The organism is Roseibium salinum (assembly GCF_026240905.1).
GTDB classification, from domain to species: domain Bacteria; phylum Pseudomonadota; class Alphaproteobacteria; order Rhizobiales; family Stappiaceae; genus Roseibium; species Roseibium salinum.
In genome coordinates, this window is sequence record NZ_JAPEVI010000003.1 from 2,651,358 (window position 1) to 2,671,436 (window position 20,079).

At 62.2% G+C, this 20,079-nt stretch carries 17 protein-coding genes and 1 tRNA gene; 5 read left to right on the forward strand and 13 right to left on the reverse strand.

Annotation, left to right across the window (positions count from 1 at the left end; translation table 11 throughout):
* Positions 1–7 precede the first annotated feature (7 nt).
* From ON753_RS16860 to ON753_RS16870, 3 genes are all read right to left on the reverse strand, one after another.
* Complete coding sequence (locus tag ON753_RS16860) at positions 8–367, reverse strand: HepT-like ribonuclease domain-containing protein (protein ID WP_265963773.1); 360 nt, start codon at positions 365–367, stop codon at positions 8–10.
* A complete protein-coding gene (locus ON753_RS16865; protein WP_265963774.1) occupies positions 367–822 on the reverse strand; it encodes a nucleotidyltransferase domain-containing protein in 456 nt (151 codons plus the stop codon). The genes ON753_RS16860 and ON753_RS16865 overlap by 1 nt, the downstream gene beginning before the upstream one ends.
* Positions 823–1,056: 234 nt before the next feature.
* The gene (locus tag ON753_RS16870) at positions 1,057–2,076 is read right to left on the reverse strand and encodes a 1-aminocyclopropane-1-carboxylate deaminase (protein ID WP_265963775.1); all 1,020 of its coding nucleotides are present in this window, start codon (positions 2,074–2,076) and stop codon (positions 1,057–1,059) included.
* Positions 2,077–2,215: 139 nt separating this feature from the next.
* On the opposite strand from ON753_RS16870, the gene ON753_RS16875 reads away from it, so the two are divergent.
* On the forward strand, positions 2,216–2,692 hold the full coding sequence (locus ON753_RS16875) for an Lrp/AsnC family transcriptional regulator (protein ID WP_265963776.1): 477 nt from the start codon (positions 2,216–2,218) through the stop codon (positions 2,690–2,692).
* Between the two features lie 16 nt (positions 2,693–2,708).
* Here the strand turns inward: ON753_RS16875 and ON753_RS16880 are convergent, their stop codons facing one another.
* The 7 genes from ON753_RS16880 to ON753_RS16910 all read right to left on the reverse strand — a co-directional run bounded on the left by ON753_RS16880 (position 2,709) and on the right by ON753_RS16910 (position 11,325).
* Complete coding sequence (locus tag ON753_RS16880; RefSeq protein ID WP_265963777.1) at positions 2,709–4,094, reverse strand: M20 family metallopeptidase; 1,386 nt, start codon at positions 4,092–4,094, stop codon at positions 2,709–2,711.
* Positions 4,095–4,098: 4 nt separating this feature from the next.
* Positions 4,099–5,685 (reverse strand): gamma-glutamyltransferase, encoded by a 1,587-nt coding sequence (locus tag ON753_RS16885; protein ID WP_265963778.1) that lies wholly within the window; start codon positions 5,683–5,685, stop codon positions 4,099–4,101.
* 17 nt (positions 5,686–5,702) lie between these two features.
* Entirely contained in the window at positions 5,703–6,695 is a 993-nt protein-coding gene (locus ON753_RS16890) for an ABC transporter ATP-binding protein (RefSeq protein ID WP_265963779.1), read from the reverse strand.
* Between the two features lie 140 nt (positions 6,696–6,835).
* The gene (locus ON753_RS16895; RefSeq protein WP_265963780.1) at positions 6,836–7,903 is read right to left on the reverse strand and encodes an ABC transporter ATP-binding protein; all 1,068 of its coding nucleotides are present in this window, start codon (positions 7,901–7,903) and stop codon (positions 6,836–6,838) included.
* A 3-nt stretch (positions 7,904–7,906) separates the two neighbouring features.
* Positions 7,907–8,809: an ABC transporter permease gene (locus ON753_RS16900; RefSeq protein ID WP_265963781.1), complete on the reverse strand. Its 903-nt coding sequence runs from the start codon at positions 8,807–8,809 to the stop codon at positions 7,907–7,909.
* A gap of 1 nt (position 8,810) precedes the next feature.
* Positions 8,811–9,728 (reverse strand): ABC transporter permease, encoded by a 918-nt coding sequence (locus ON753_RS16905; RefSeq protein ID WP_265963782.1) that lies wholly within the window; start codon positions 9,726–9,728, stop codon positions 8,811–8,813.
* A 79-nt stretch (positions 9,729–9,807) separates the two neighbouring features.
* Positions 9,808–11,325 (reverse strand): ABC transporter substrate-binding protein, encoded by a 1,518-nt coding sequence (locus tag ON753_RS16910; protein WP_265963783.1) that lies wholly within the window; start codon positions 11,323–11,325, stop codon positions 9,808–9,810.
* Positions 11,326–11,483: 158 nt separating this feature from the next.
* On the opposite strand from ON753_RS16910, the gene ON753_RS16915 reads away from it, so the two are divergent.
* A complete protein-coding gene (locus ON753_RS16915) occupies positions 11,484–12,278 on the forward strand; it encodes an IclR family transcriptional regulator (RefSeq protein ID WP_265963784.1) in 795 nt (264 codons plus the stop codon).
* Between the two features lie 376 nt (positions 12,279–12,654).
* On the opposite strand, the gene ON753_RS16920 is transcribed toward ON753_RS16915, so the two are convergent.
* The 3 genes from ON753_RS16920 to ON753_RS16930 form a co-directional block, all read right to left on the reverse strand.
* Positions 12,655–12,731: transfer RNA gene (locus tag ON753_RS16920), tRNA-His, on the reverse strand.
* A 188-nt stretch (positions 12,732–12,919) separates the two neighbouring features.
* Positions 12,920–13,435, reverse strand: a complete 516-nt coding sequence (locus ON753_RS16925) for a phasin (RefSeq protein WP_265963785.1) — start codon at positions 13,433–13,435, stop codon at positions 12,920–12,922.
* Positions 13,436–13,792: 357 nt separating this feature from the next.
* Positions 13,793–14,179: a phasin family protein gene (locus tag ON753_RS16930; protein ID WP_265963786.1), complete on the reverse strand. Its 387-nt coding sequence runs from the start codon at positions 14,177–14,179 to the stop codon at positions 13,793–13,795.
* A 377-nt stretch (positions 14,180–14,556) separates the two neighbouring features.
* Here ON753_RS16930 and ON753_RS26830 point away from each other — a divergent pair, with 377 nt between their 5' ends.
* The 3 genes from ON753_RS26830 (at position 14,557) to ON753_RS16940 (ending at position 19,885) form a co-directional block, all read left to right on the forward strand.
* Positions 14,557–15,156: a hypothetical protein gene (locus ON753_RS26830; RefSeq protein WP_418067970.1), complete on the forward strand. Its 600-nt coding sequence runs from the start codon at positions 14,557–14,559 to the stop codon at positions 15,154–15,156.
* 254 nt (positions 15,157–15,410) lie between these two features.
* On the forward strand, positions 15,411–19,181 hold the full coding sequence (locus ON753_RS16935) for an ATP-binding protein (RefSeq protein WP_418068009.1): 3,771 nt from the start codon (positions 15,411–15,413) through the stop codon (positions 19,179–19,181).
* Positions 19,181–19,885, forward strand: coding sequence for a DUF4336 domain-containing protein (locus tag ON753_RS16940; RefSeq protein ID WP_265963788.1), 705 nt, complete (start codon positions 19,181–19,183; stop codon positions 19,883–19,885). Before ON753_RS16935 ends, ON753_RS16940 begins: the two co-directional genes overlap by 1 nt.
* The last annotated feature ends 194 nt before the right edge of the window (positions 19,886–20,079 follow it).

The window sequence follows — 20,079 nt, forward strand, 5'->3', positions numbered from 1 at the left end:
GAGTCGTTCAGTCCTCGAGAGCCTGGATTTCGTCCTCGATGACCTCGAGCAATTGTTCGAGATCACCGTTTTCGATCGTCTCCCACACGGTCTCCACGTCGATTTGAAAATATTCATGCACAACCCGATCCCGGAAACGGGCAACCGTCCGCCAGGGAATTTCGCTGCGCCGGGATGTCAGATCTTCGGGCAGCGCTTTGACCGACTCGCCGATCACGATGAACGAGGCCGATACGGCTCTGAAGGTTTTCCGGTCGTCGGCCGGTGTCGCCAGGAATGTCTGGCGATCCATTCCAGCCACAAAATCCCGGATGTCGCCGATGGCCTCGCGAATGTCCTGGAGGCGATGAAGGGGACTGCGCGGCATCAGAACACCAGGATCTCATCATCGGACGCAGTGTCCTGGACGTGGCTGAACATTTTGCTCCTCGGCACGAGATCGATTTCGTTCGGGATTGCGAGCGCCGTTCTGATCAGGTCCTCGATCTTGCCGAGGTCGAACAGCGACAGTTTCACGTTCGGGTGCAGTTCGTAGGCGAGATCTATATCGCTGTCCGGTCGGGCATCGCCCCGCGCGACGGAGCCGAACAGGTAAAGGTGCCGGACGCCCCTATCGGAGAGGGCGTCGCGACGGTGCCGAAGGCGGCGGAGAACCTCTGTCGCCACCGGCGCCTGACGATCCTCACGCTGAACGTATTCCTCGACCAGCTGATTGAGGAGATCCTGCACCTTCAATCCGCGCCGGGCTGCTAGCGACTTGAAGCGATTTTTCAGCGGTACGGGGACCCGAGCCGACAGAAAGGCGGTGTCGGTGTCCAGCATGGTATATCTCCATATTGTAGATTTGTGCACAAACGCACAATATAGGTTTCTAGCAATTAAATCCAGCTGAACCGTGCAAAAAATCGCCAACACGTCGTGTCAGGGCCGATGCACTTCTTTTGGTGAGATATCCGGGCTAGCCAGAGGGCAAAATCGCCTGGATCAAATGTCTCAATATCGTCAAGAAGCGCTCTGGCCGTAATGAACTGCATCGGGCCGGCGGACCCCGCGGCCTCAGCCGTCCTTATAGTAATAGCTGTAGCCGTTGATCGCCGGCGCACCCCCGAGATGCGCGTAGAGAACCCTGGAGCCCTTCGGGAAGAAGCCCTTCCGGGTCAGGTCGATCATGCCCTGCATGGACTTGCCCTCGTAGACCGGGTCCGTGATCATCGCCTCGGTGCGGGCGGCCAGGCGGATCGCCTCGTTGGTCTCCTCGGATGGAACGCCGTAGGCAGGGTGGGCATAGTCCGGATTGATGATGATCTCGTCCTCGCTCACCGTGCGGCCCAGATCGACCAGCGATGCGGTGTTGTCGACGATCTGGCGGACCTGTGTGCGGGTCTGGTCAAGTGTTCCGGAGGCATCGATGCCGATGACGCGGTCGGCCCGGTTCTGTGCGGCGAAGCCGACGATCATGCCGGCCTGGGTGGAGCCGGTGACGACGCAAACGACGATATAGTCGAACCTGAAGCCGAGATCGGCCTCCTGCTGCGCCACTTCCTCGGCGAAACCGACATAACCGAGCGCACCGTATTTGTGCACCGAAGCACCGGCCGGGATCGGATAAGGCTTGCCGCCCGCGTCCTTGACCGACTGGATGGCGTCTTCCCAGCTTTTGCGGATGCCGATGTCGAAGCCCTCGTCCACGAGGCGGCTGTCAGCGCCCATCAGGCGGGTCATCAGAATATTGCCGACCCGATCATAGACGGCATCGTAATGCGGCACCCACTTCTCCTGGATCACGACGCATTTCATGCCGATCTTGGCGGCGGTCGCGGCGACCATCCGCGTGTGGTTCGACTGCACGCCGCCGATGGACACCAGCGTGTCTGCGCCCGAGGCGATCGCATCCGGCACGATATATTCAAGCTTCCTCAGCTTGTTGCCGCCCATGGCCAAACCGGAATTGCAGTCTTCGCGCTTGGCATAGATCTCCACATAGCCGCCGAGCTCCGCTGTGAGGCGCGGCAGATGCTCAATCGGCGTCGGACCGAACGTGAGTGGGTAGCGTTCGTATTTCGAGAGAAGTGACATGATGTTTCTCCTTTGGGACTTCGGCGGCAAGGGTAGAAAGAAATCCTTGAAAGGTGTTCTCGAATTTTCGGTCCTGATTTCGTATTGTCGGGCAAAGCCGACGAGAAAATTCAGATTGCTGTCACTTTGAAGGGAAAAGATGGAAGAAACTTCCGAGGAAGCACTCGACCGCACAGACTTGAAGATATTGCGCGCCCTGCAGGCAGAAGGGCGGCTAACCAACGCGGAACTGGCGGCTCGCGTGAATGTCAGTCCGGCAACCTGCCACCGGCGGACACAGCGCCTGTTCGACCAGGGCCACATCACCGGCGTGAGGGCAGAGATAGCTCCGGCCTCCGTCGGTCTCGACGCACTGGTGATGGTCGGCGTGGTCCTTGACCGCTCGACGCCGGAAAGCTTCGCAGCCTTCGAAGGAGCGGTCATGGAGATCAAGGACATTCTCGACTGCAATCTGGTCGCCGGAGATTTCGATTATCTCCTGAAGATCCGCGTTCGGGACATGGCGGATTTCAACAAGCTGCACGGCCAGAAACTGATCGCCCTGCCCGGCGTGCGCCAGACCCGCACCTTCTTCGTCATGAAGCAGGTCAAGGAAAACGCACGGCTGTCATTTTGACCGCTGCGCGACCCGATTACCGGGGGCAATTCCCCTCGCCTATGTCCCAGAACAACCCGGCCATCAGCCGCAGGGCGTCCCGGCTGATGGATTTCAGGGCGTGTTCGTCGGGCGCATGCTGCGAGCACGCCCGGTAGGAGTGAGGGATCCACACCGTCGGCAGTCCGAGAATATCGACAAAGCTGTCATTGGGAAGCGAACCGGCGAGATTGGGCAGGATATGCGGTTTCCGGCCGCCGGTGCGGATCAGCGATGCCTTCACATAGGCGACCCAGGGATGATCCGGGTCGAGACGGGTGGCGCGGAAGAAACCGCGTTCATGGGGCACGATCTGAACCTTTTGAAAGCCGTTCTCGTCCAGATGACGGCGGAGCGAAGGCAGAACGGCCTCCGGTTCCGTGCCGACCACATAGCGCAGCTGGCAGGTGGCCCGTGCCCCGGCGGAGATCGCATTGACCGGCGCTTCCGGAACGCCGCTCTTCATCGCCAGAATGGCAAAGCTGTTCCAGCCATAGGCCCGCTCGGCCGGGGCAAGCCCCTCTTCGCCCCAATCGGCATCGATGTCCGGCCCGGCTTCGCTCTCGATCGGCAAACCCGACAGCGCCTCCCGGATCGCCGGTGTCAGGCTGTTCGGACGCCACTCGGCGATCTTCAGCTGGCCGCGCGCATCAGTGATCGTGGAGAGCGCCTGCGCCAGGATCATGGCCGGGTCGGCCAGCAGACCGCCCCAGTTGCCGGAGTGATGGGCGCCTGCGCGCAGGTCGACGACAAGGTCAAAGGTGATGCCGCCGCGTGAGCCCATGAACATGGTCGGCCGGTCGGGCTGCAGCCGCGGACCGTCGGACGCGATCAGGACGTCGGCTTTCAGCCGGTCCTTGTGAGCTTCAAAGAACTCTGCCAGGCCCGACGAGCCGACTTCCTCGCTCATCTCGATGAGGACGCGGCTGTTGAAGCCAAGCCGTCCGCGGGCGGCAATCACGGCTTCAAGGGCGGCAAGGTTGATCAGGTGCTGACCCTTGTTGTCGGCGGTGCCGCGGCCGTAGAGACGGTCCCCCTCCTCGACAAGGCGGAACGGATGCAGCCCCTCGCGCCACTGGTCGGTCTGGGCCCTGATGACATCGCCATGGCCATAGGTCAGGACGGTCGGCAGGTCATCGCCCTCATGCCGTTCCGCAATCAGAAGCGGCCCGCCGGCCGGATCGGAATTGTCGAATATCTCGCAGGCATAACCGGCGGCCTCCAGGCGGGGCTTCATCGCCTCCATCAGATAGCGGCGCAGTTCCGGCGCCTGGGCCGGGTTCTGGCTTTCGGTCTCGAAAGCCACCAGCCCGGCGAGATCGCGTGTGAAGCAGCCTTCGTCGAAATAGGCGGAGGCGAGATTGGTCGCGGCATCGTGGGTCATGAAGTTATCTGTCCTGAATATCGGCTTCTGAAACGGCGTCGCCCCACGGCGACATGATTTCGGTGCAGCCGGAGTTGATGTCCCCCCGGCGCATGACCCCGGCCGGGCAGGCGAAGGAATAGGGGAAGACGGTGCGCCGGGCCCGGCGCACTTGGTGACGGGCAGCAAGCGCCCGAAAGACGTCCTCCGGCAGCGTGTCGTCGACGATCACGGCCGGTCCGCCGGAACTGTCGATCCGCGGCTGGTGGAACACCTGTTCGAGGTCCATCCCGAAGTCGATGGCAAAGGACGTCAGTTGCGAGACGGCGGAAACGATCTTGCGGCCGCCGGAGGCTCCGAATGCGAAATGCCGCCCCTCGCCTTCGCCGATCACCGGGCAGACATTCATGAGGCAACGCTTCGAGGGGCCGAGGGAATTGGGGCGGCCCTGAACCGGGTCGAACCACATCAGGCCGTTGTTCATCAAAAGCCCGGTGGAAGGCGACACCACCCGGGAGCCAAAAATCGACAAGAGAGTCTGGGTCTGCGCGACCATGTTGCCGTGCCGGTCGACCACGGAAAAATGGGTCGTACAGGCCGGTGCCTCGGAGCTCTCGGTCTCGTCCCCCATGGTTGCAAACCGCTGCGCGTAGGCAGCCTTGAGGGCATCAGCATAGGCGAGATAGGTGGTTTGGTCAGGCCGGCCGCCGAACGGTTGACGATCAAGAGCTTCCAGGGTCGCCTTCAGAGTCGGGCCGGCCGTAAGACCCGGCACGGCGTGAATCCGCCCGCCGCGATAGCCGAAACTCAAGGGATCCTGAAACTGCGCGCGGTAGGCAATCAGATCGTCCCGCGTGAGCACGCTGCCCTTTTCCTGCAGGTCGGCAACCATGGCGACGCCCACATCGCCGGAATAAAGCTCCCTGGCGCCGTTGCGGGCAATCTGCTCCAGCGTGTCGGCCATGCGCGACTGGTCGAGCCGTTTTTCCGCCAGGGCCGTCCAGCCCGAGATGGTCGGCCACTGGCCGTCTTCCAGAAACAAAGCCGCCGCGTCCGGATCGCTGGCGAGATCTCGGGTGCTGGAGGCGATGATCAGCGCAGCGTACCAGTCCACCAGCAGCCCCTCGCCGGCCAGAGCAATGGCCGGCGCCAGAAGCTCCGCCCACGGCATGCGCCCGAAGCGGTCATGGGCCTGGCCGAGCCCGTCGACAGTACCGGGCACAGCGACGGCGCTGGCGCCGAGGACGTTCCGGTCGTCTTTGACCCTGTCCCAGGGAAAGAGATCTCCGGCCCTGCCCTTGCCGGTCACCGGATAGTCGGCGGGATTAAGAGCGGCGGGAGATTTCATGCCGTGGTTGAGGGCGTAGGCGCGTCCCTCTTCCGCCCGCCACAGCATCATGGCGCCGCCGGCTACCGGTCCGCTCATCCAGGGCTCGACCACACCGATGGCGAACGAGGTTGCCACCGCGGCATCGACCGCGTCGCCGCCGGCAGCCAGGACGCGGGCGCCCGCCCGTGCCGCGAGGCTGTTTTGAGCGGCGACGACACCATGCGGCGTCTCGACCACCGTCTTGCGGATGGTCTGCGTCCGCGAAAGGGCAATTTCAGTCATATCCGTCCCGTCTCCGCTCAGGCCGCCGCAACCCGTCCGGTGACCGGCACATCGGGATCGTGGAGATGACACTCGACATGACCGCCCGGGATTGCGACCGGATGCGGGGCGGTGGAGGTGCAGATCGCGCCGCGCCTGGGGCAGCGTGGATGAAAATGACAGCCCGGCGGCGGCGCGATCGGGTTGGGATAGGCCATGCCGAGCTGGGTATCGGGCACTCCGAGCCCCGGCTCGGGGGTCAGGACCGATTTCAGCAGGGCCTGGGTGTAGGGATGGCGCGGAGAGTCGAACAGGCTGGCCACGTCCGTCTCTTCCACGATCCGGCCGAGATACATGACGGCCACTCGTGTCGCCAGATGCTCGACCACGGCCAGATTGTGGCTGATGAACAGATAGGTCAGCCCGAATTCCCGGCGCAAGTCTCCGAGAAGATTGAGGATCTGGCTCTGGACCGACACGTCCAGGGCGGATGTCGGTTCGTCGCAGATGACGATCTCCGGCTTCATGATCAGCGCCCTGGCGATGGCGACACGCTGGCGCTGCCCGCCGGACATCTGGCTCGGATAGGTGTTCATGACGCGGGCAGGCAAGCCGACCACATCAAGTATCTCACGGACCTGCCGCATGCGGTCCGCATGGTCGCCGATCCCGTGCACCACCAGCGGCAGGGAAATGATCTCCGCGATGCTCTTGCGGGGGTTCAGAGAGGAATACGGATCCTGAAAGATCGGCTGGATGCGGCGGGCAAGGGCCAGCCGGCCGTGCCGGCCGATCTCCTCGCCATCCACCAGCACCCGGCCCGAGGTCGGCTGCTCCAGGCCGAGCAGAATCTTGGCCATGGTGGACTTGCCGCAGCCGGATTCCCCGACGAGACCCAGCACATCCCCGCGGGAGAGAGACAGGGAGACGTTCTTCACGGCGGTGAGCGGCTTCACTTTACCCATCACGCCCTGCTTGATCCGGTAGGTCTTGGTGACGCCTTCCAGTTCCAGAACGGTCTTGTCTGTCATGCCGGAACCTCCTGATAAGAATTAGATATGTGGTTAGATAGCCATCTGGATCGCCCAGCAACCACTCCCGTTGGGAGAGGTCGGACCGCAGGTCCGGGTGAGGGGGCGAGCGCTTCGAGGATACGAATGGATTTGCCCCCTCACCCTAACCCTCTCCCCAAGGGAGAGGGGACATGATCCGCTAATGCCGTTTCATCAGCAGCGGGCGGCCGACTGATGGCAGTGGCCTCAGCGTGGCGCATGCCGTCGGGATGAACGCACCGGAACCCGTGATCCCCGTCCACATGGTGGGGAACGGCCTCGCGGCAGGCGGGCCCTGCGAAGCCGCAGCGGGTGCGGAACACGCAACCGGAAACCTCGCCCACCAGAGAGGGAACGATACCCGGGATGGTGCCCAGTTCGCTGCCCCGCTCGGTCTTTCCCGGCAGGGGGATGCAGCGCAGCAGGCCGCGGGTATAGGGATGGCTGGGCGCGGAAAAGATGTTGGCCGCCGGACCCGTTTCCACCAGCTCGCCGGCATACATGACCGCCACCTTGTCGGCGACCCGGGCAACCACGCCGAGATCGTGCGTGATCAGGATCATCGCCATGTTCATTTCACGGATCAGATCTGACAGCAGCCTCAGGATCTGGGCCTGAATGGTCACGTCCAGTGCCGTTGTCGGCTCATCCGCAATGATCAGCTCCGGACCGCACATCAGCGCCATGGCGATCATCACCCGCTGACGCAGGCCGCCCGAGAGCTGATGGGGAAACTGGGACAGGCGGCTTTCCGCGGCCGTGATGCCCACCTTTTCAAGGAGCTCTACCGCCCGGGCCCGCGCGGCCCGCCTGCCGGCCGGCTTGTGCAGCAGCATCGCCTCCATCAACTGGTCGCCGATCGTATAGGCGGGATTGAGGGAGGTCATGGGCTCCTGGAAGATCATCGACATCCGCCCGCCCCGCAGCCTGCGCAGGTCCCTCGCGGCGATGCGGGTCAGGTCGATGCCGTCGAACGTCATCCGGTCCGCCTTGCGCCGGATCCGCTTGCCGAGCAGGCCCATAATCGCGAGGGAGGTCAGCGATTTTCCCGAGCCGCTTTCCCCGACGATGCCCAGGGTCTCGCCCCGGTTCAGATCGAAGTCGATGCCGCGCACCGCGTGCAGTGTGCCGCTCGCCAGCGGAATGTCCAGCGTCAGGTTGCGCACGCTCAGGAGAGGCTTGTCCATCGGTCAGCTCCTGTTCTCGGGGGCGGTGACATCGCGCAAGCCGTCGCCCATCAGGTTGATCGCCAGCACCACCAGAAACAGCACCGCACCGGGAATAAGCACGAGCCAGGCCTCGAAGAGCATCATCTTCTTGCCTTCGCTGACCATCAGCCCCCAGCTCGGGGTCGGCGGCTGGACGCCGACCCCGAGGAACGACAGGGCCGCCTCGAGCAGGATCGCGTGCGCCATTTCCAGCGTCACCACCACGATCAGGTTGTTAACGATGTTGGGCATGATTTCCGACAGGATGACCCGCGGAGTCGATGCGCCGATGGCCTGGGCCGCGGCAACATATTCGCGGCTGCGGATCTGAAGGGTCGACGAGCGCATCACCACGGCGAACCGGTCCCAGAGCAGCAGTCCCAGCACCAGGATCACGATCTGCAGAGATCCGCCCAGCACGGCGACGACGGCCAGGGCCACGAGGACCACGGGCAGGGCAAGCCGGACATTGATCAGAAAGGTAACGGCCGCGTCGACCCGGCCGCCGAAATAGCCGGCCGCCACGCCCAGCGCCGTGCCGATGACGCCGGAAATCAGGGCCGCGACCGCCCCGATCAGCAAAGACACGCGCGCGCCGTAGATCAGCCGCGACAGGTAGTCCCGGCCGAGATGGTCGGTACCGAGCGGATATTCCCACGTTCCGCCCAGGAAGACTGGCGGTTTCAGGCGCGCCATCAGGTTTTGCGCATATGGATCATGCGGTGCCAGCAGCGGCGCGAACAGCGCGACGAAAACCAGCAAGGCGACCACGACGGCGCCGAACATCAGGCCCTGATGCGCAAGCACCCGCCGCATGAGCAGTTGGCGCGGGCTCGGGCCCGAGATTTCTTGCAGCAGGGGATCGTTTGTCTCCAGGTCCGTCATCTCAACTGCTCCGCATGCGCGGGTCGAGCCAGGCGTTCAACACGTCGGCAAGAAAAGTGAAAATGATGTAGAACATCGAGAAAATCAGAATGAGAGCCTGAACGGTGGGCAGATCGTTGCGCCCGATGCTCTCCCACGCCAGATAGCCTGCGCCGTGCAGCGCGAAGATCGACTCTACGACGATCGAGCCGCCGAGCATGAAGCCCATCTGTACCGCTGCAAGGGACACTACCGGGATGATGGCGTTGCGCAGGCCGTGCTTGAAGAGCACACGGACCTCCGACGCGCCTTTCGCGCGCGCGGTGCGGATATAGTCGGAGGACAGGACATCCAGCATGCCGGCGCGCGTCAGGCGCATAATGGCCGGCATGGCGTAGTAGCCCAGCACCACCGTCGGCATGACGAAATGCTTCCAGGACGTGGCACCGGACGGCGGAAGAATGCCCAGCTTGATGGAGAAGACCACGATCAGGATGAGACCAAACCAAAAGCTCGGCATCGCCTGTCCGGCCACCGACAGGAACAGCGACAGCCGGTCGATGAACGAGTTCGGCCGGATCGCCGCCGCGACGCCGAGCGGAACCGCCGTCAGCAGCGCGAAGGAAATCCCGCAGACGCCCAGCAGCATGGTGACGCCAAGGCGCTCGGCCACGAGCGAGGCGACCGGCAACTTGAAATAGTAGCTTTCGCCCAGGTCGCCGGTGAGCGCGGCACCGAGCCACTGCCAGTATTGGACCAGCATCGGCCGGTCGAAGCCGTAGAGCGCCCGGATGGCCTCGATGTCCTCGGCGCTCGCCGTTTCGCCGGCGAGCGCGGCGGCCGGATCGCCGGAAAGGAACATCAGGCTGAAGCTGATGAACGACACCGTCAGCGCGACGACGACGGCGAGCATCAACCGTTTTAGGATAAAGGTCAGCACGACAGAAGATCCCTGGCTTTTACGTGAGTATTCCGTGCCCGGCCAGCGGCGGCAGCCTCGCCGCTGGCGCGGAGCCCGGTTATTTCCAGGTCATGGTGGTGAAGCGCAGCACCTCGTCCGCCGTCGGCGTATAGGCAACCTCGTTCGTGAACACGTAGTTGGTGTTGTAGGAGAACATCGGCGCCCAGTAAGCCTCGTCCGCAATTCGCTTCAGCGCCTTTGTGTAATGCTCCTGGCGAACTTCCGGATCGGTCGCGCTGTCGGCAATGTCGAGATCGGCCAGCACCTGATCGTCGCGGGCATCATCGAGGGCGCCGTGCTTGAAGAACTGGCTGACCATGGCCGATGCGTCATTGATCGAATAGCTGCCCCAGGTCTGGAACGCGATCGGCACGTCGCCTTTCATGTTCAGTTCGCGCAGGGCCGAATATTGCAGTATCTTGAAATCGGTCTCGATGCCAACCTGGTTGAGATAAAGTGCAATCGCTTCCGCGTATTCCCGGTCGCGATAGGCATAGAACTCGGTGGAGAACCCGTCTGGATACCCGGCCTCGGCGAGCAACGCCTTCGCCTTTTCCGGATCGTAGTCATACTGCGTCACGTCCTGATCGCAGCCGAACTGGCTCGGGAAGCACGGCGTCCAGATGACCTGGCTGTTGCCCTTGAGGAGAGCATTCACGAGGGTGCCGCGGTCGATTGCGTGGTTCACCGCCTGGCGCACCTTCAGCTTGGTGAAGGGATTGTCGGCGCCGGAGCGGCCGGCCGCATCCATTGCAAGATAACCGACACGCATGGTGGATTCGTTTGCGACGGTAAACTGCTCCATGGTGGCGAGGCGTTCGGCAAGATCCGCCGGCACCTGCCAGATGAAATCCAGCGAGCCGCTGAAGAGCTCGGCCATCTGGGTATTGACGTCCGGAATGGTGCGGATATCGATCTTGCCGATGGTCGGCTGGCCCTTCGGCCCATCGAAATAGGCCTCGTTCTTTTCCAGAACGAAATGCTGGCCCGGCACCACTTCCGTCACCTTGTAGGGACCGGTGCCGACGGGCTTCAGCCCCATGCCGGAGGGACCGACCTCGGCATAATATTCGTTGGGATAGATGGCGACCGGCCCCGCCAGAAACTCGATCGCGGCCGGGAATTTATCCTTCAGGTGGATGCGGACCGTGTAGTCGTCGATCTTCTCGGCCGACTTCATCCAGTTGACGTTGCGCTGCGTCTTCACGCCATTGGATTCCTGCGAGACGAAATCCACCGTGTAGACGACGTCGTCGGCATTGAAGGGTTCGCCGTTGTGGAACGTCACCCCTTCGCGCAGCTTGAATTCAAGTGTCTTGTCGTCGACCCACGTCCAGGACGTTGCAAGGTTGCCCTTGTACTCGTTGGTGACCGGATCCCGGTAGATGAGGCCGTCCCAGACGGCACGCATGAGTACCACGCCCTCGCGGGCGGAGTTGAAGTAACTGTCGACGTTCTCCAGTTCCTTCGTGAACGCCACATGCAGGGTGTCGTCCGCCTTTCCGGCGAAAGCTCCATCCGCCGTCGAAGCCAGCATGGTCGTCGCAATCACGGCTTTGAAAAAAGAACCCTTCATTCCGCTGCTCCCTTTGCTGAGGTGACATGCAGTCACGTATTGCTGTATGGAAGGTATTATATTATGATACTTTGTATCTTTTTATGATTATCACTATCCGGAGGACTGCGAGTTCTGTCAAGTGTGGAGTCTTGTTTTTGCTCGCGGAGGAGGCATGCATGAAGGCTAAGCAAAACACGCTCTATGTCGGTTCGCTGGCTAAGGGCCTCAAATTGTTGAGAGCTTTCGATGACCAGCATACCGAGCTGTCGCTCGCCGAATTGTCGGCTCTCGTCGGCCTCGACAAGAGCGCGACCCAGCGGCTCGCCAACACGCTGCATCTGGAGGGCATGCTCGACAAGGACCCGGTGACGCGCCGTTACCGCCCCTCGCATGCCTGGCTGGAACTGGCTTTTGCCTACTACTGGTCGGACCCGCTGGTCGGACACGCACTGCCGAAGCTGATCGAGCTTTCACAGCAGCTCGGCGAGACCGTGAACCTTGCGGAACTGTCGGACGATCACATCATTTACGTGAACCGTCTGCCGTGCAAGAGAACCCAGTTCGCCGCGACCGTCATCGGCCGGCGCATTCCGGCACTCATGACCACCAGCGGCCGCGCGATGATTGCCACCTTTCCGGAAGCAGAACGGCAGGCCGCGCTCGAAACCTGGCCGCTCAAGAGCTTCACCCCCTACACCGTCACCGACCGCGCCGAACTCGGCCGCGCCGTCGACCAGGCGGCGCGCGACGGCTACGCCTTTGCCGCCGACCAGATGATCATCGGCGAACTGGCAATCGCCGCGCCGATCGTCGGCCCCGACGGCCGTTCGTTTGCCGCCGTCCAATGCTCAGTCTCATCCCATCGCTATGACGAGAAGCGGGTTCTGAAGGAAATTCTCCCGGTGCTCCGGGACACGGCGAATTCCATTTCGCCGTCCTTGCGCCTGCCGGCGGGCAGGGAATTCCCGTGAGGGGCAATTGAGCGTTGGCTGTGGCGGGGTGGAGTATCTGCGGGCGGGGCCGGGATTATCGGCATTTTCGGATTGCGAATTATCACCAGAGTTCGCGACAGATCCCGCCGGTTCAGCGTCACCGTGAACAGAAACCGTAGCGCAGCAACCGTGCTGTTGATCGTCACCGGACCTACGCCGGTCGCATGCTGATGCAATTGAATTCGACAGACAGGCGTCACGCTCCGAACACTTACGCCGGGCAAAATCAAGATGCCGGTCGTCAGAGTAATTCAAAATCACTGGACCAAACGGTAATTTTGGGCAAACGTCAAATTCCCCGCTTGGTACAAGCGGAGTTTCTATTGAGAAATCAAGGTATTAGCACTTGGCGGGATGGTACAGACGGGTGGATTCGAACCACCGACCTTCGGAGCCACAATCCGACGCTCTAACCTACTGAGCTACGTCTGCTTAAGGTCTTTCAAGGTGGCGCGGACCATACTTGGCCGAGGCGTCCCTTGCAAGGGCGTCTTCTAACCCCGTTTTTTCCAACCGGCAAGCGGGAATCTTCGCAAAATTCGCCTGTTGAAAAGCAAATGCCCGAGGCAATACCCCGGGCATCAATTCAGTTTGCCGCAGTCATGCGGGGCTGAACCGGATCAGTTGACCTTCAGGTCCTTGAAGGACTTTTCCATAGCTTCCTTGACCGGAGCGGAAACATCGGTACCAAGCTTGGTAGCCAGTTCCTGCATCTCCCTGGTCTGGGTGCTCAGCGCGTCGAACTGCTTGCGGGCGAAAGTCGACTGCAGCTCGATGGCTTCAGACAGCGTCTTCGCGGACATGATGTCCTTGATGAAGGAGAACGTCGCGTCTGCGTTTGCCCGGAATGCATCCACAGCCTTGTGGTTGAATTCAACGGCGCCCTGGCGGGACGTTTCGAACGTGTCTTCCATCAGGTCGGTTGCGTCTTCAGCAGCGGATTTCACCTTGGCGTAAGTGTCGCGAGCATTCTCGATGCTCTTTTCGGTCACTTCGCGGAAAGCTGCCGGAACTTCCATGTTCGGCACTGCGAATGCTTCAAAGTCCGGGAAGGCAGCGCCGCCCGTTGCAGATTTCATTTTGGCGCGTGCCGTTTTTGCAGACGTCTTGGCCTGCGTTGTGCTTGTGTCGGTCATGATCTCATCTCCTTGAGTTCGGATGCGATCACTGGTGTTCTTTCATTCCGCCGATACGTGTGCCGGCGGTCCCTGTCGTCATCCGCAAACCATACATAGTACGCCTCGCGCTGCATTGCAACATTATTTTGCACTGCACAACAAAAATTCCGTCGGGGAATCGTAGCATGTGGGCCGCGCCGGGCCGGTATTGAGCGACAAATGTCGCGTCAGCCGGCATCCGCCGTCTCGATTGCCGAAGGCAGGAACGCCGGCACCAGGGCCGACGATGCAACATTCCGGGACTGCGGCCAAGGGATCGCACAAGGGCGCGGGACGGCAATGCCCCGCGCCGAAACGTCTCCGCGAGCGGATGCGTTATTTCTTCTGAGCAGCCTTGGCGGCTTCCTGCGCGCGTTTGGTCGCGGTGTTGGAGAATTCGCGCGTCTGCTCGCCGAGGGATTCCATCTGCTTGCGCAGATAGTCCTGCTGCAGCTTCATCATGTCTTCCACATTGTTCGTCTTGACGAGCTGCTGTGCGAAGTTGAAGGCAGCGTTGACGTGCTCTTCTGCGTAGGTAAGCGCCTTCTTGTTCACGTCGGCCGCACCGGCCTGCATGGCGCTGGCGTTGTCTTCCGCCTTGGATACGGCCTTCTGGGTCGCATCCATGAACTCGTCAAATGCCTTGCGGGCCTGATCGACGCTCTGCTCGGCAAAGTCGCGCATCTGTTCGGGGACCTCGAAACCGGTCTTGTCTTTACTCATGTCGGCGCTCCTCGGTTCAATTGGTTTGCAGGAATGTCCCTTGCTCCAGTAACCAACCGGCAGGGCTCAGGGATCGTTCCTGAACAGGGGAAAAAACGCATGAAACCGTGGTCCGGTTTCCTTGCGGTGGTACCATCAGCCGGTCTGTCACCTTGGGCTAGAATTTACCATGCCAAAAATTCGTAACACGGCGATGGCAATCCAGCAATTAAATCGCCATCTGATTAACCACGCCTTCACGCAAGCCCTTTAGCAACCTTGCTTTACGTGGACGACGCAAGTGTTTGCTTGTATTAACGGAGCGTTTACCACGGCAGGCAAATCGGGCAGCCGCACGCCCTGTCGACCGGTGTTGCAGACCAGTTTGGAGCTGAGCCATGGACGAACAAACCCAATCATTCCTGGAACTGACTGCCAAGGATGATCTGGTCCAGCTTGTCGCCGACAAACGGGCTGCCTGGCTCTGGTCGGCGGACGGCGCACGCATCCTGTGGGCCAATGCCGCCGGGGCGGCGTTCTTTTCCGCCCGCAATGTGCCCGACCTTGCCGCACTGACGGCCCTGGAACGCTCCCCCGCCCGCCCGCATATCGCCCGCATTGCCGAATCCGGACCGACGGAAAAATTCAGCATCGACCGCCTTCGGTTCTACCGCGGCCTGAGGGTCATGCTGCTGACCTGCCAGTGCAAGCGGGTCGAGCTGGAAAACGGCGAGGCAGCAGCTCTGATCGTGTGCGGCGACAAGGGACTGTCGACAACAAAGGACCCGGTATCGGGCTTTGCGCATTTCCTGCAGGGCGACGGGTCGACCGTGTTCGTAACGACGAACGGTGTGGTCGAGGAGCAGCTTGGCGCGTTGCAGGCCCCCCCGAGAACCCGGACCTGCCGGAAGACCAGAAAGCCCTCTTCGGACCGCTGGAAGCCGGCGGCAGCTTTCATGAAGGTGTCGCCCTTCAGATTGGCCCCGGCCAGAAACTGATTGTCCTTGAGGACGCCTCGCTGCCGGAAGACACGGAAACTTTAAACGAAACCGGGCGCGAAAGCGTTGCTGACGGAGAGGACGATTTCGCCGCCGGTGCGCTCTATGGCGAGATTACGGGTGTTCCGTACGACGCGGAAGCCGGCTCCGCCGGCGAGGCAGAACCGGAGGCCGGCCTTGAAGATGCGGCCGAGGCAGACGCCGGTCCCGATGCGCAGGACAGCGAGGAGGCCCCGGACGAAGCTTCGTTGTGGGTGCGGGCGGATGAAGCCGAGCCGGATGAAGAGCGTGCCGAGAGCCGGCACGAAGAGCTACACACTCCGGATGAGGCTGCCCTCGTCGAAGACGACGAGACGGTTGAAGACCTGACGGCCGAGCCGGAAGACATTCCCGAAGACGAAGAAACTGCGGCTGCAGCAGCAAACGAAGAACCGGAGACCGGCGAAACCGATCAGGAGCCCGTCGCGGCTGAGGCTGCATCGGAAACGGATGCCGAGGACACCGGCGAGACCGACGCCACGGGAGACGGCGAGGCTGAAGCCGAGGACGAAGGCGAAGTCGAAGCCGTGGCAGACGAGGCAGATGGGGCACTTGCGCCTGAAGACGCCGGCGCGCCCGCTGATGCGGAAACTGCAACCGAGGAAACAGCCGCCGAGGAACCAGCGACCCAGGCCGGGGAAGGGTTCGTGTTCCAGCCGCGCCGCCGTCCGATCCGGTTCGCCTGGAAAATGGACATCGACCAGCGTTTCACCTTTCTGTCGGACGAGTTTTCCGACGTGATGGGCCCTGAAACCACAGATATCGTAGGACAGACCTGGGAAGAGGTTGCGGAAAGATTCGGCCTGGACGCACGCGGGCTGATCGCCCGGGCGCTCGACCGGCGGGATACCTGGAGCGGAAAGACGGTCGACTGGCCCGTGACCGGTGCGCCCCTGCGGGTTCCCGTCGACATGGCCGCTTTGCCCGCCTTCGACCGGAACAGAAAATTCGAGGGCTATCGCGGTTTCGGTGTCTGCCGCACGGCCGATGCGGTCGAGGACAAGGAAAATCTTCTGAGCCCGGCGCTGGCCGCCTTCGACGAGGCGTTCGCCGCCACGCCCGTCGCTGACGACGAGGAAGCCGACAGCGGCGCCGAAGATCTCGCCGCAGCGGTCGAAGACGCGGAGCATGAACCTGCCGAGGAAACAGCCGGCCCGCAAGACGATACCAATATCGCGGCAGAGGCTCCGGACCCTGTCGCCGAGGATGAGGCGGACACAGAAGAAGACGCCGGTGCTGAGGAAACTGTATCAGAGGAATCCGCTTCCGAAGAAGTCGGCGCCGAAGAAAGCGTAACCGAGGACACGGCCGCTCCGGAAGAAATCGCCGCCACGGCTGAAGAGCAGCCTGAAGCGGAAGACGTCCGGCAGGAAGCCCCGGTTGAGGCGAAAGAAACAATTGCCGATCTGAAACCGGCGCAACCGGACACTTTCAGCGGCAGAACCTTTCTGGGCGCCAGTGCCGCCGCGTTGGTCGGTTCCCTGGCGAAATTCACCAGCAAGTCCCCGGCAAAGACGCCCCAGATCCGGAAACAGCCCGAGGAGCCGGAACAGCCGGCCGAAACGGCCCAGTCGGACGATGCCGGGAACCAGACGGACCGCGAAGCCGGGACAGCTCCGACGCCCATGGACGATGAGCGTACCGAAGACCTGACCGCCGCTGAAGAGGAAACGACCTTCGAGGCCGACGCGGACGCGCCGCTCGAAGAGACCGGACCGGCCCCTGACGAACCGTCCATGGAAGATGAGCAGGAGGATGATGGGCAGGCGGAAGCCGAAGAAGAACTCACCGGCATCTCCGGCCCCGCGCCGCTGAAGCCCGCGGAGATCGAAAGCGCAGTCAAGACGCTCGCCAAGTCCTACAAGGCCGTGGAGGTAAAGCCGCGGGATCTGTTTGACGCCGAGCAGGCAGCCTCCGGCGAAGCGCCCCCTGTGCCGGGGCTCGAAGAAGCCGCGGCTGAGGCTGATGAGGCTGATGAGGCTGCCGCTACCGAGGCGGTCGACGTCGACGCTGGCGAAGCTGAGACAGGTGACGAGGTCAAGGACGAGGAGTTCGAGCCGGTTCCCTCATTTGAGGAAACCCATTTCGACATCGTGGAAGAAGACGGCCGCGCACTGGAAGAAGTGGCTGCCGGCCTGGACCGGCAGGACGACGACGAACGGGAGTTCTTCGAAGAAACCGCTGCTTTCGAAGCCGAAGAGAACCTTGCCAGCGAGCCTGAAGCGCAAGACGACGATTCCATCGACGCCGCTCCGGAAAAACCGAGCGGCAAGATCATCCCGCTAGCGACCGCGAGGCCGCGGGTCGTTCCGGTCGACACGTCCGGACTGTCCCGTCCGGAGCGACAGGCGTTCCGCAAGATCGCCGAAGCGCTCGGGGCGCGCCTGGAAGGAGATCTTGAGGATTTTGATGCACCGGATGCTGTCGAAGAACTTGAAGATCTGCCGCCGGAAGAGCCGGAGGCAGGGCCGATCGATCCGAGCCTGCTCGACAGGCTGCCGATCGGCATTGCGATCGTGCATGACCGCGAAGTGCTTTACGCCAACAAGGCGCTCCTGCGGATGCTTGGCTACAAGTCCATTGCGAAGCTGTCGGAGGCCGGCGGTCTGGAAGCGCTGTTCATCGATGACGCGGAAGAACTTCCCGATGCGGTCGGCATGGATGGCGAGGTCGACGAGACCATGAAGGTGCGCATGTCCGATGGCGGCGTGCTTTCCGTCGACGCGCATATGCATGCCGTGCCCTGGAACGGCAGCCACGGCCTGATGATTTCCATCACGGAGCGCACCGGCAAACAGGCCGCCGGCAATGCTGAACCGGCTTCGCCGAATTTCTTTGCCGAAATCCGCTCCGAACTGGACAGCGCCCGCAACCAGATCGCCGAAATGGACACGATCCTGGAGACGGCGACGGACGGTGTTCTGGTGCTGGACCAGCAAGGCTGCATTCTGAAGGTGAACGGGTCGGCCGAAGCGCTGTTCAGTGCGAGCCGGTCGGACATGATCGGCGCGCCGCTGAGCGAGTTCCTCGCGCCGGAAAGCCACCGGGCCGCCGCCGACTATCTCGACGGCCTGACACGCAACGGTGTGGCGAGCATCCTGAACGATGGCAGGGAAGTGCTCGGCAAGAACCCGACCGGCGGGCTGATCCCGCTGTTCATGACCATCGGCCGGATAACCAATGCCAGGGACGACGCGAAATACTGCGCGGTCCTGCGCGACATCACCCAGTGGAAGACGGCGGAAGAGGAACTCACCCAAGCCAAGCGCCAGGCGGAGAACGCCAGTTCGCAGAAATCCGATTTCCTGGCCAAGATCAGCCATGAGATCCGCACGCCGCTCAACGCCATCATCGGCTTTTCCGAAGTCATGATGGAGGAGCGGTTCGGGCCGATCGGCAATGAGCGCTACAAGGACTATCTGAAGGACATCCGCACGTCAGGCTCACACATCATGAGCCTGATCAACGATCTATTGGACCTGTCCAAGATCGAAGCGGGCAAGCTCGACCTGAAATTCTCCGCTGTCTCGACCAATGACGTGATCAATGAATGCGTCGCGCTGATGCAGCCGCAGGCGAACCGGGAGCGGGTCATCATCCGTGCCAGCCTGCCGGAATCGGTGCCCGATGTGGTGGCCGATGCGCGCTCGCTGCGCCAGATCGTCCTCAATCTTCTGTCCAACGCGATCAAGTACAACAAGTCCGGCGGGCAGGTGATCCTGTCGACGGCGCTGGAGAGCAACGGCGAGGTCGCGCTCCGCGTCCGGGACACCGGGACGGGAATGACCACCAAGCAGCTGGCGGCCGCGCTTGAACCGTTCCGCCAGCTCCACACGGCCAGCCGCGGCGGGGGAACCGGGCTCGGCCTGCCGCTTACCAAGGCACTGGTCGAAGCCAACCGGGCAAGCTTCCACATCGATTCCACGCCGGATCAGGGCACGCTTGTCGAAATCATCTTTCCGACCCAGCGCGTCCTGTCCGAATAATGGACCGGCCCGCAATCAAGGTTGCGGAGAATATCTGGATCCTGGAAGGGGACCTCGTCCCCTTCTACGGCTACCCTTATCCGACCCGCTGCGTCATTGTCGCGCTTCCCTCAGGCGGTCTTTGGGTATGGTCGCCGATCGCCTTGAGCGATGATGTGAAGCGGCAGATCGAGACCCTCGGCGCGCCGGCGCACCTTGTCAGCCCGAACAAGATCCATCACCTCTACCTGCAGGACTGGCAGAAGGCCTATCCGGACGCCAGGCTTTGGGGCCCGCAGAGCACCATCGACAAACGCCGGGACCTGACCTTCGAGGCGCCGCTGGACGACACCGTCCCCGCGGCCTGGGACGACCGGATCGACATGGTCCGCTTCGCCGGGTCACCGGTGATGGACGAACTGGTGTTCTTTCACCGCCCTTCCCGCACCGCGATCCTTGCTGACCTCAGCGAGCATTTTTCCGAACGCTTCCTGGCCGAACACTGGAAACCCTGGCAGCGGTGGCTCGCCCGGCTCTGGGGTATCGTCGAAGGCAAGGGCCACGCGCCGCTGGAATGGCGGCTCACCTTTTTCAACCGCCGCAAGGCCCGGAGCTGCAAGGCGAGGATCCTCGCCTGGGCGCCTGAGCGGGTCATCATGGCGCATGGGGAATGGCAGCGCGACGGCGGCACCGCGTTCCTGAAGAAGGCTCTTTCCTGGGTGTGACACTTTGGCCCGCGCCCGGTAACACAGACTTGATCGGCCTTGCCTTTCCCTTCACCGGATCAAAAGGTGAGAATTAAACTCTTGTTTTTTCACCGGTTTTGGGCCCGATTGTGGAGTGGAAACTTCCAATTACTTTTGAATCATTCTAAAGTATTGATTTTACTGGATTTATTGACTTGCGCGCCTGTTGGGGA

Coding starts and splice junctions, on each gene's coding strand:
- ON753_RS16860 (WP_265963773.1), bottom strand. CDS start 367: ATGCCGCGCAGTCCCCTTCATCGCCTCCAGGACATTCGCGAGGCCATC.
- ON753_RS16865 (WP_265963774.1), bottom strand. CDS start 822: ATGCTGGACACCGACACCGCCTTTCTGTCGGCTCGGGTCCCCGTACCG.
- ON753_RS16870 (WP_265963775.1), bottom strand. CDS start 2,076: ATGTCACTTCTCTCGAAATACGAACGCTACCCACTCACGTTCGGTCCG.
- ON753_RS16875 (WP_265963776.1), top strand. CDS start 2,216: ATGGAAGAAACTTCCGAGGAAGCACTCGACCGCACAGACTTGAAGATA.
- ON753_RS16880 (WP_265963777.1), bottom strand. CDS start 4,094: ATGACCCACGATGCCGCGACCAATCTCGCCTCCGCCTATTTCGACGAA.
- ON753_RS16885 (WP_265963778.1), bottom strand. CDS start 5,685: ATGACTGAAATTGCCCTTTCGCGGACGCAGACCATCCGCAAGACGGTG.
- ON753_RS16890 (WP_265963779.1), bottom strand. CDS start 6,695: ATGACAGACAAGACCGTTCTGGAACTGGAAGGCGTCACCAAGACCTAC.
- ON753_RS16895 (WP_265963780.1), bottom strand. CDS start 7,903: ATGGACAAGCCTCTCCTGAGCGTGCGCAACCTGACGCTGGACATTCCG.
- ON753_RS16900 (WP_265963781.1), bottom strand. CDS start 8,809: ATGACGGACCTGGAGACAAACGATCCCCTGCTGCAAGAAATCTCGGGC.
- ON753_RS16910 (WP_265963783.1), bottom strand. CDS start 11,325: ATGAAGGGTTCTTTTTTCAAAGCCGTGATTGCGACGACCATGCTGGCT.
- ON753_RS16915 (WP_265963784.1), top strand. CDS start 11,484: ATGAAGGCTAAGCAAAACACGCTCTATGTCGGTTCGCTGGCTAAGGGC.
- ON753_RS16925 (WP_265963785.1), bottom strand. CDS start 13,435: ATGACCGACACAAGCACAACGCAGGCCAAGACGTCTGCAAAAACGGCA.
- ON753_RS16930 (WP_265963786.1), bottom strand. CDS start 14,179: ATGAGTAAAGACAAGACCGGTTTCGAGGTCCCCGAACAGATGCGCGAC.
- ON753_RS26830 (WP_418067970.1), top strand. CDS start 14,557: ATGGACGAACAAACCCAATCATTCCTGGAACTGACTGCCAAGGATGAT.
- ON753_RS16940 (WP_265963788.1), top strand. CDS start 19,181: ATGGACCGGCCCGCAATCAAGGTTGCGGAGAATATCTGGATCCTGGAA.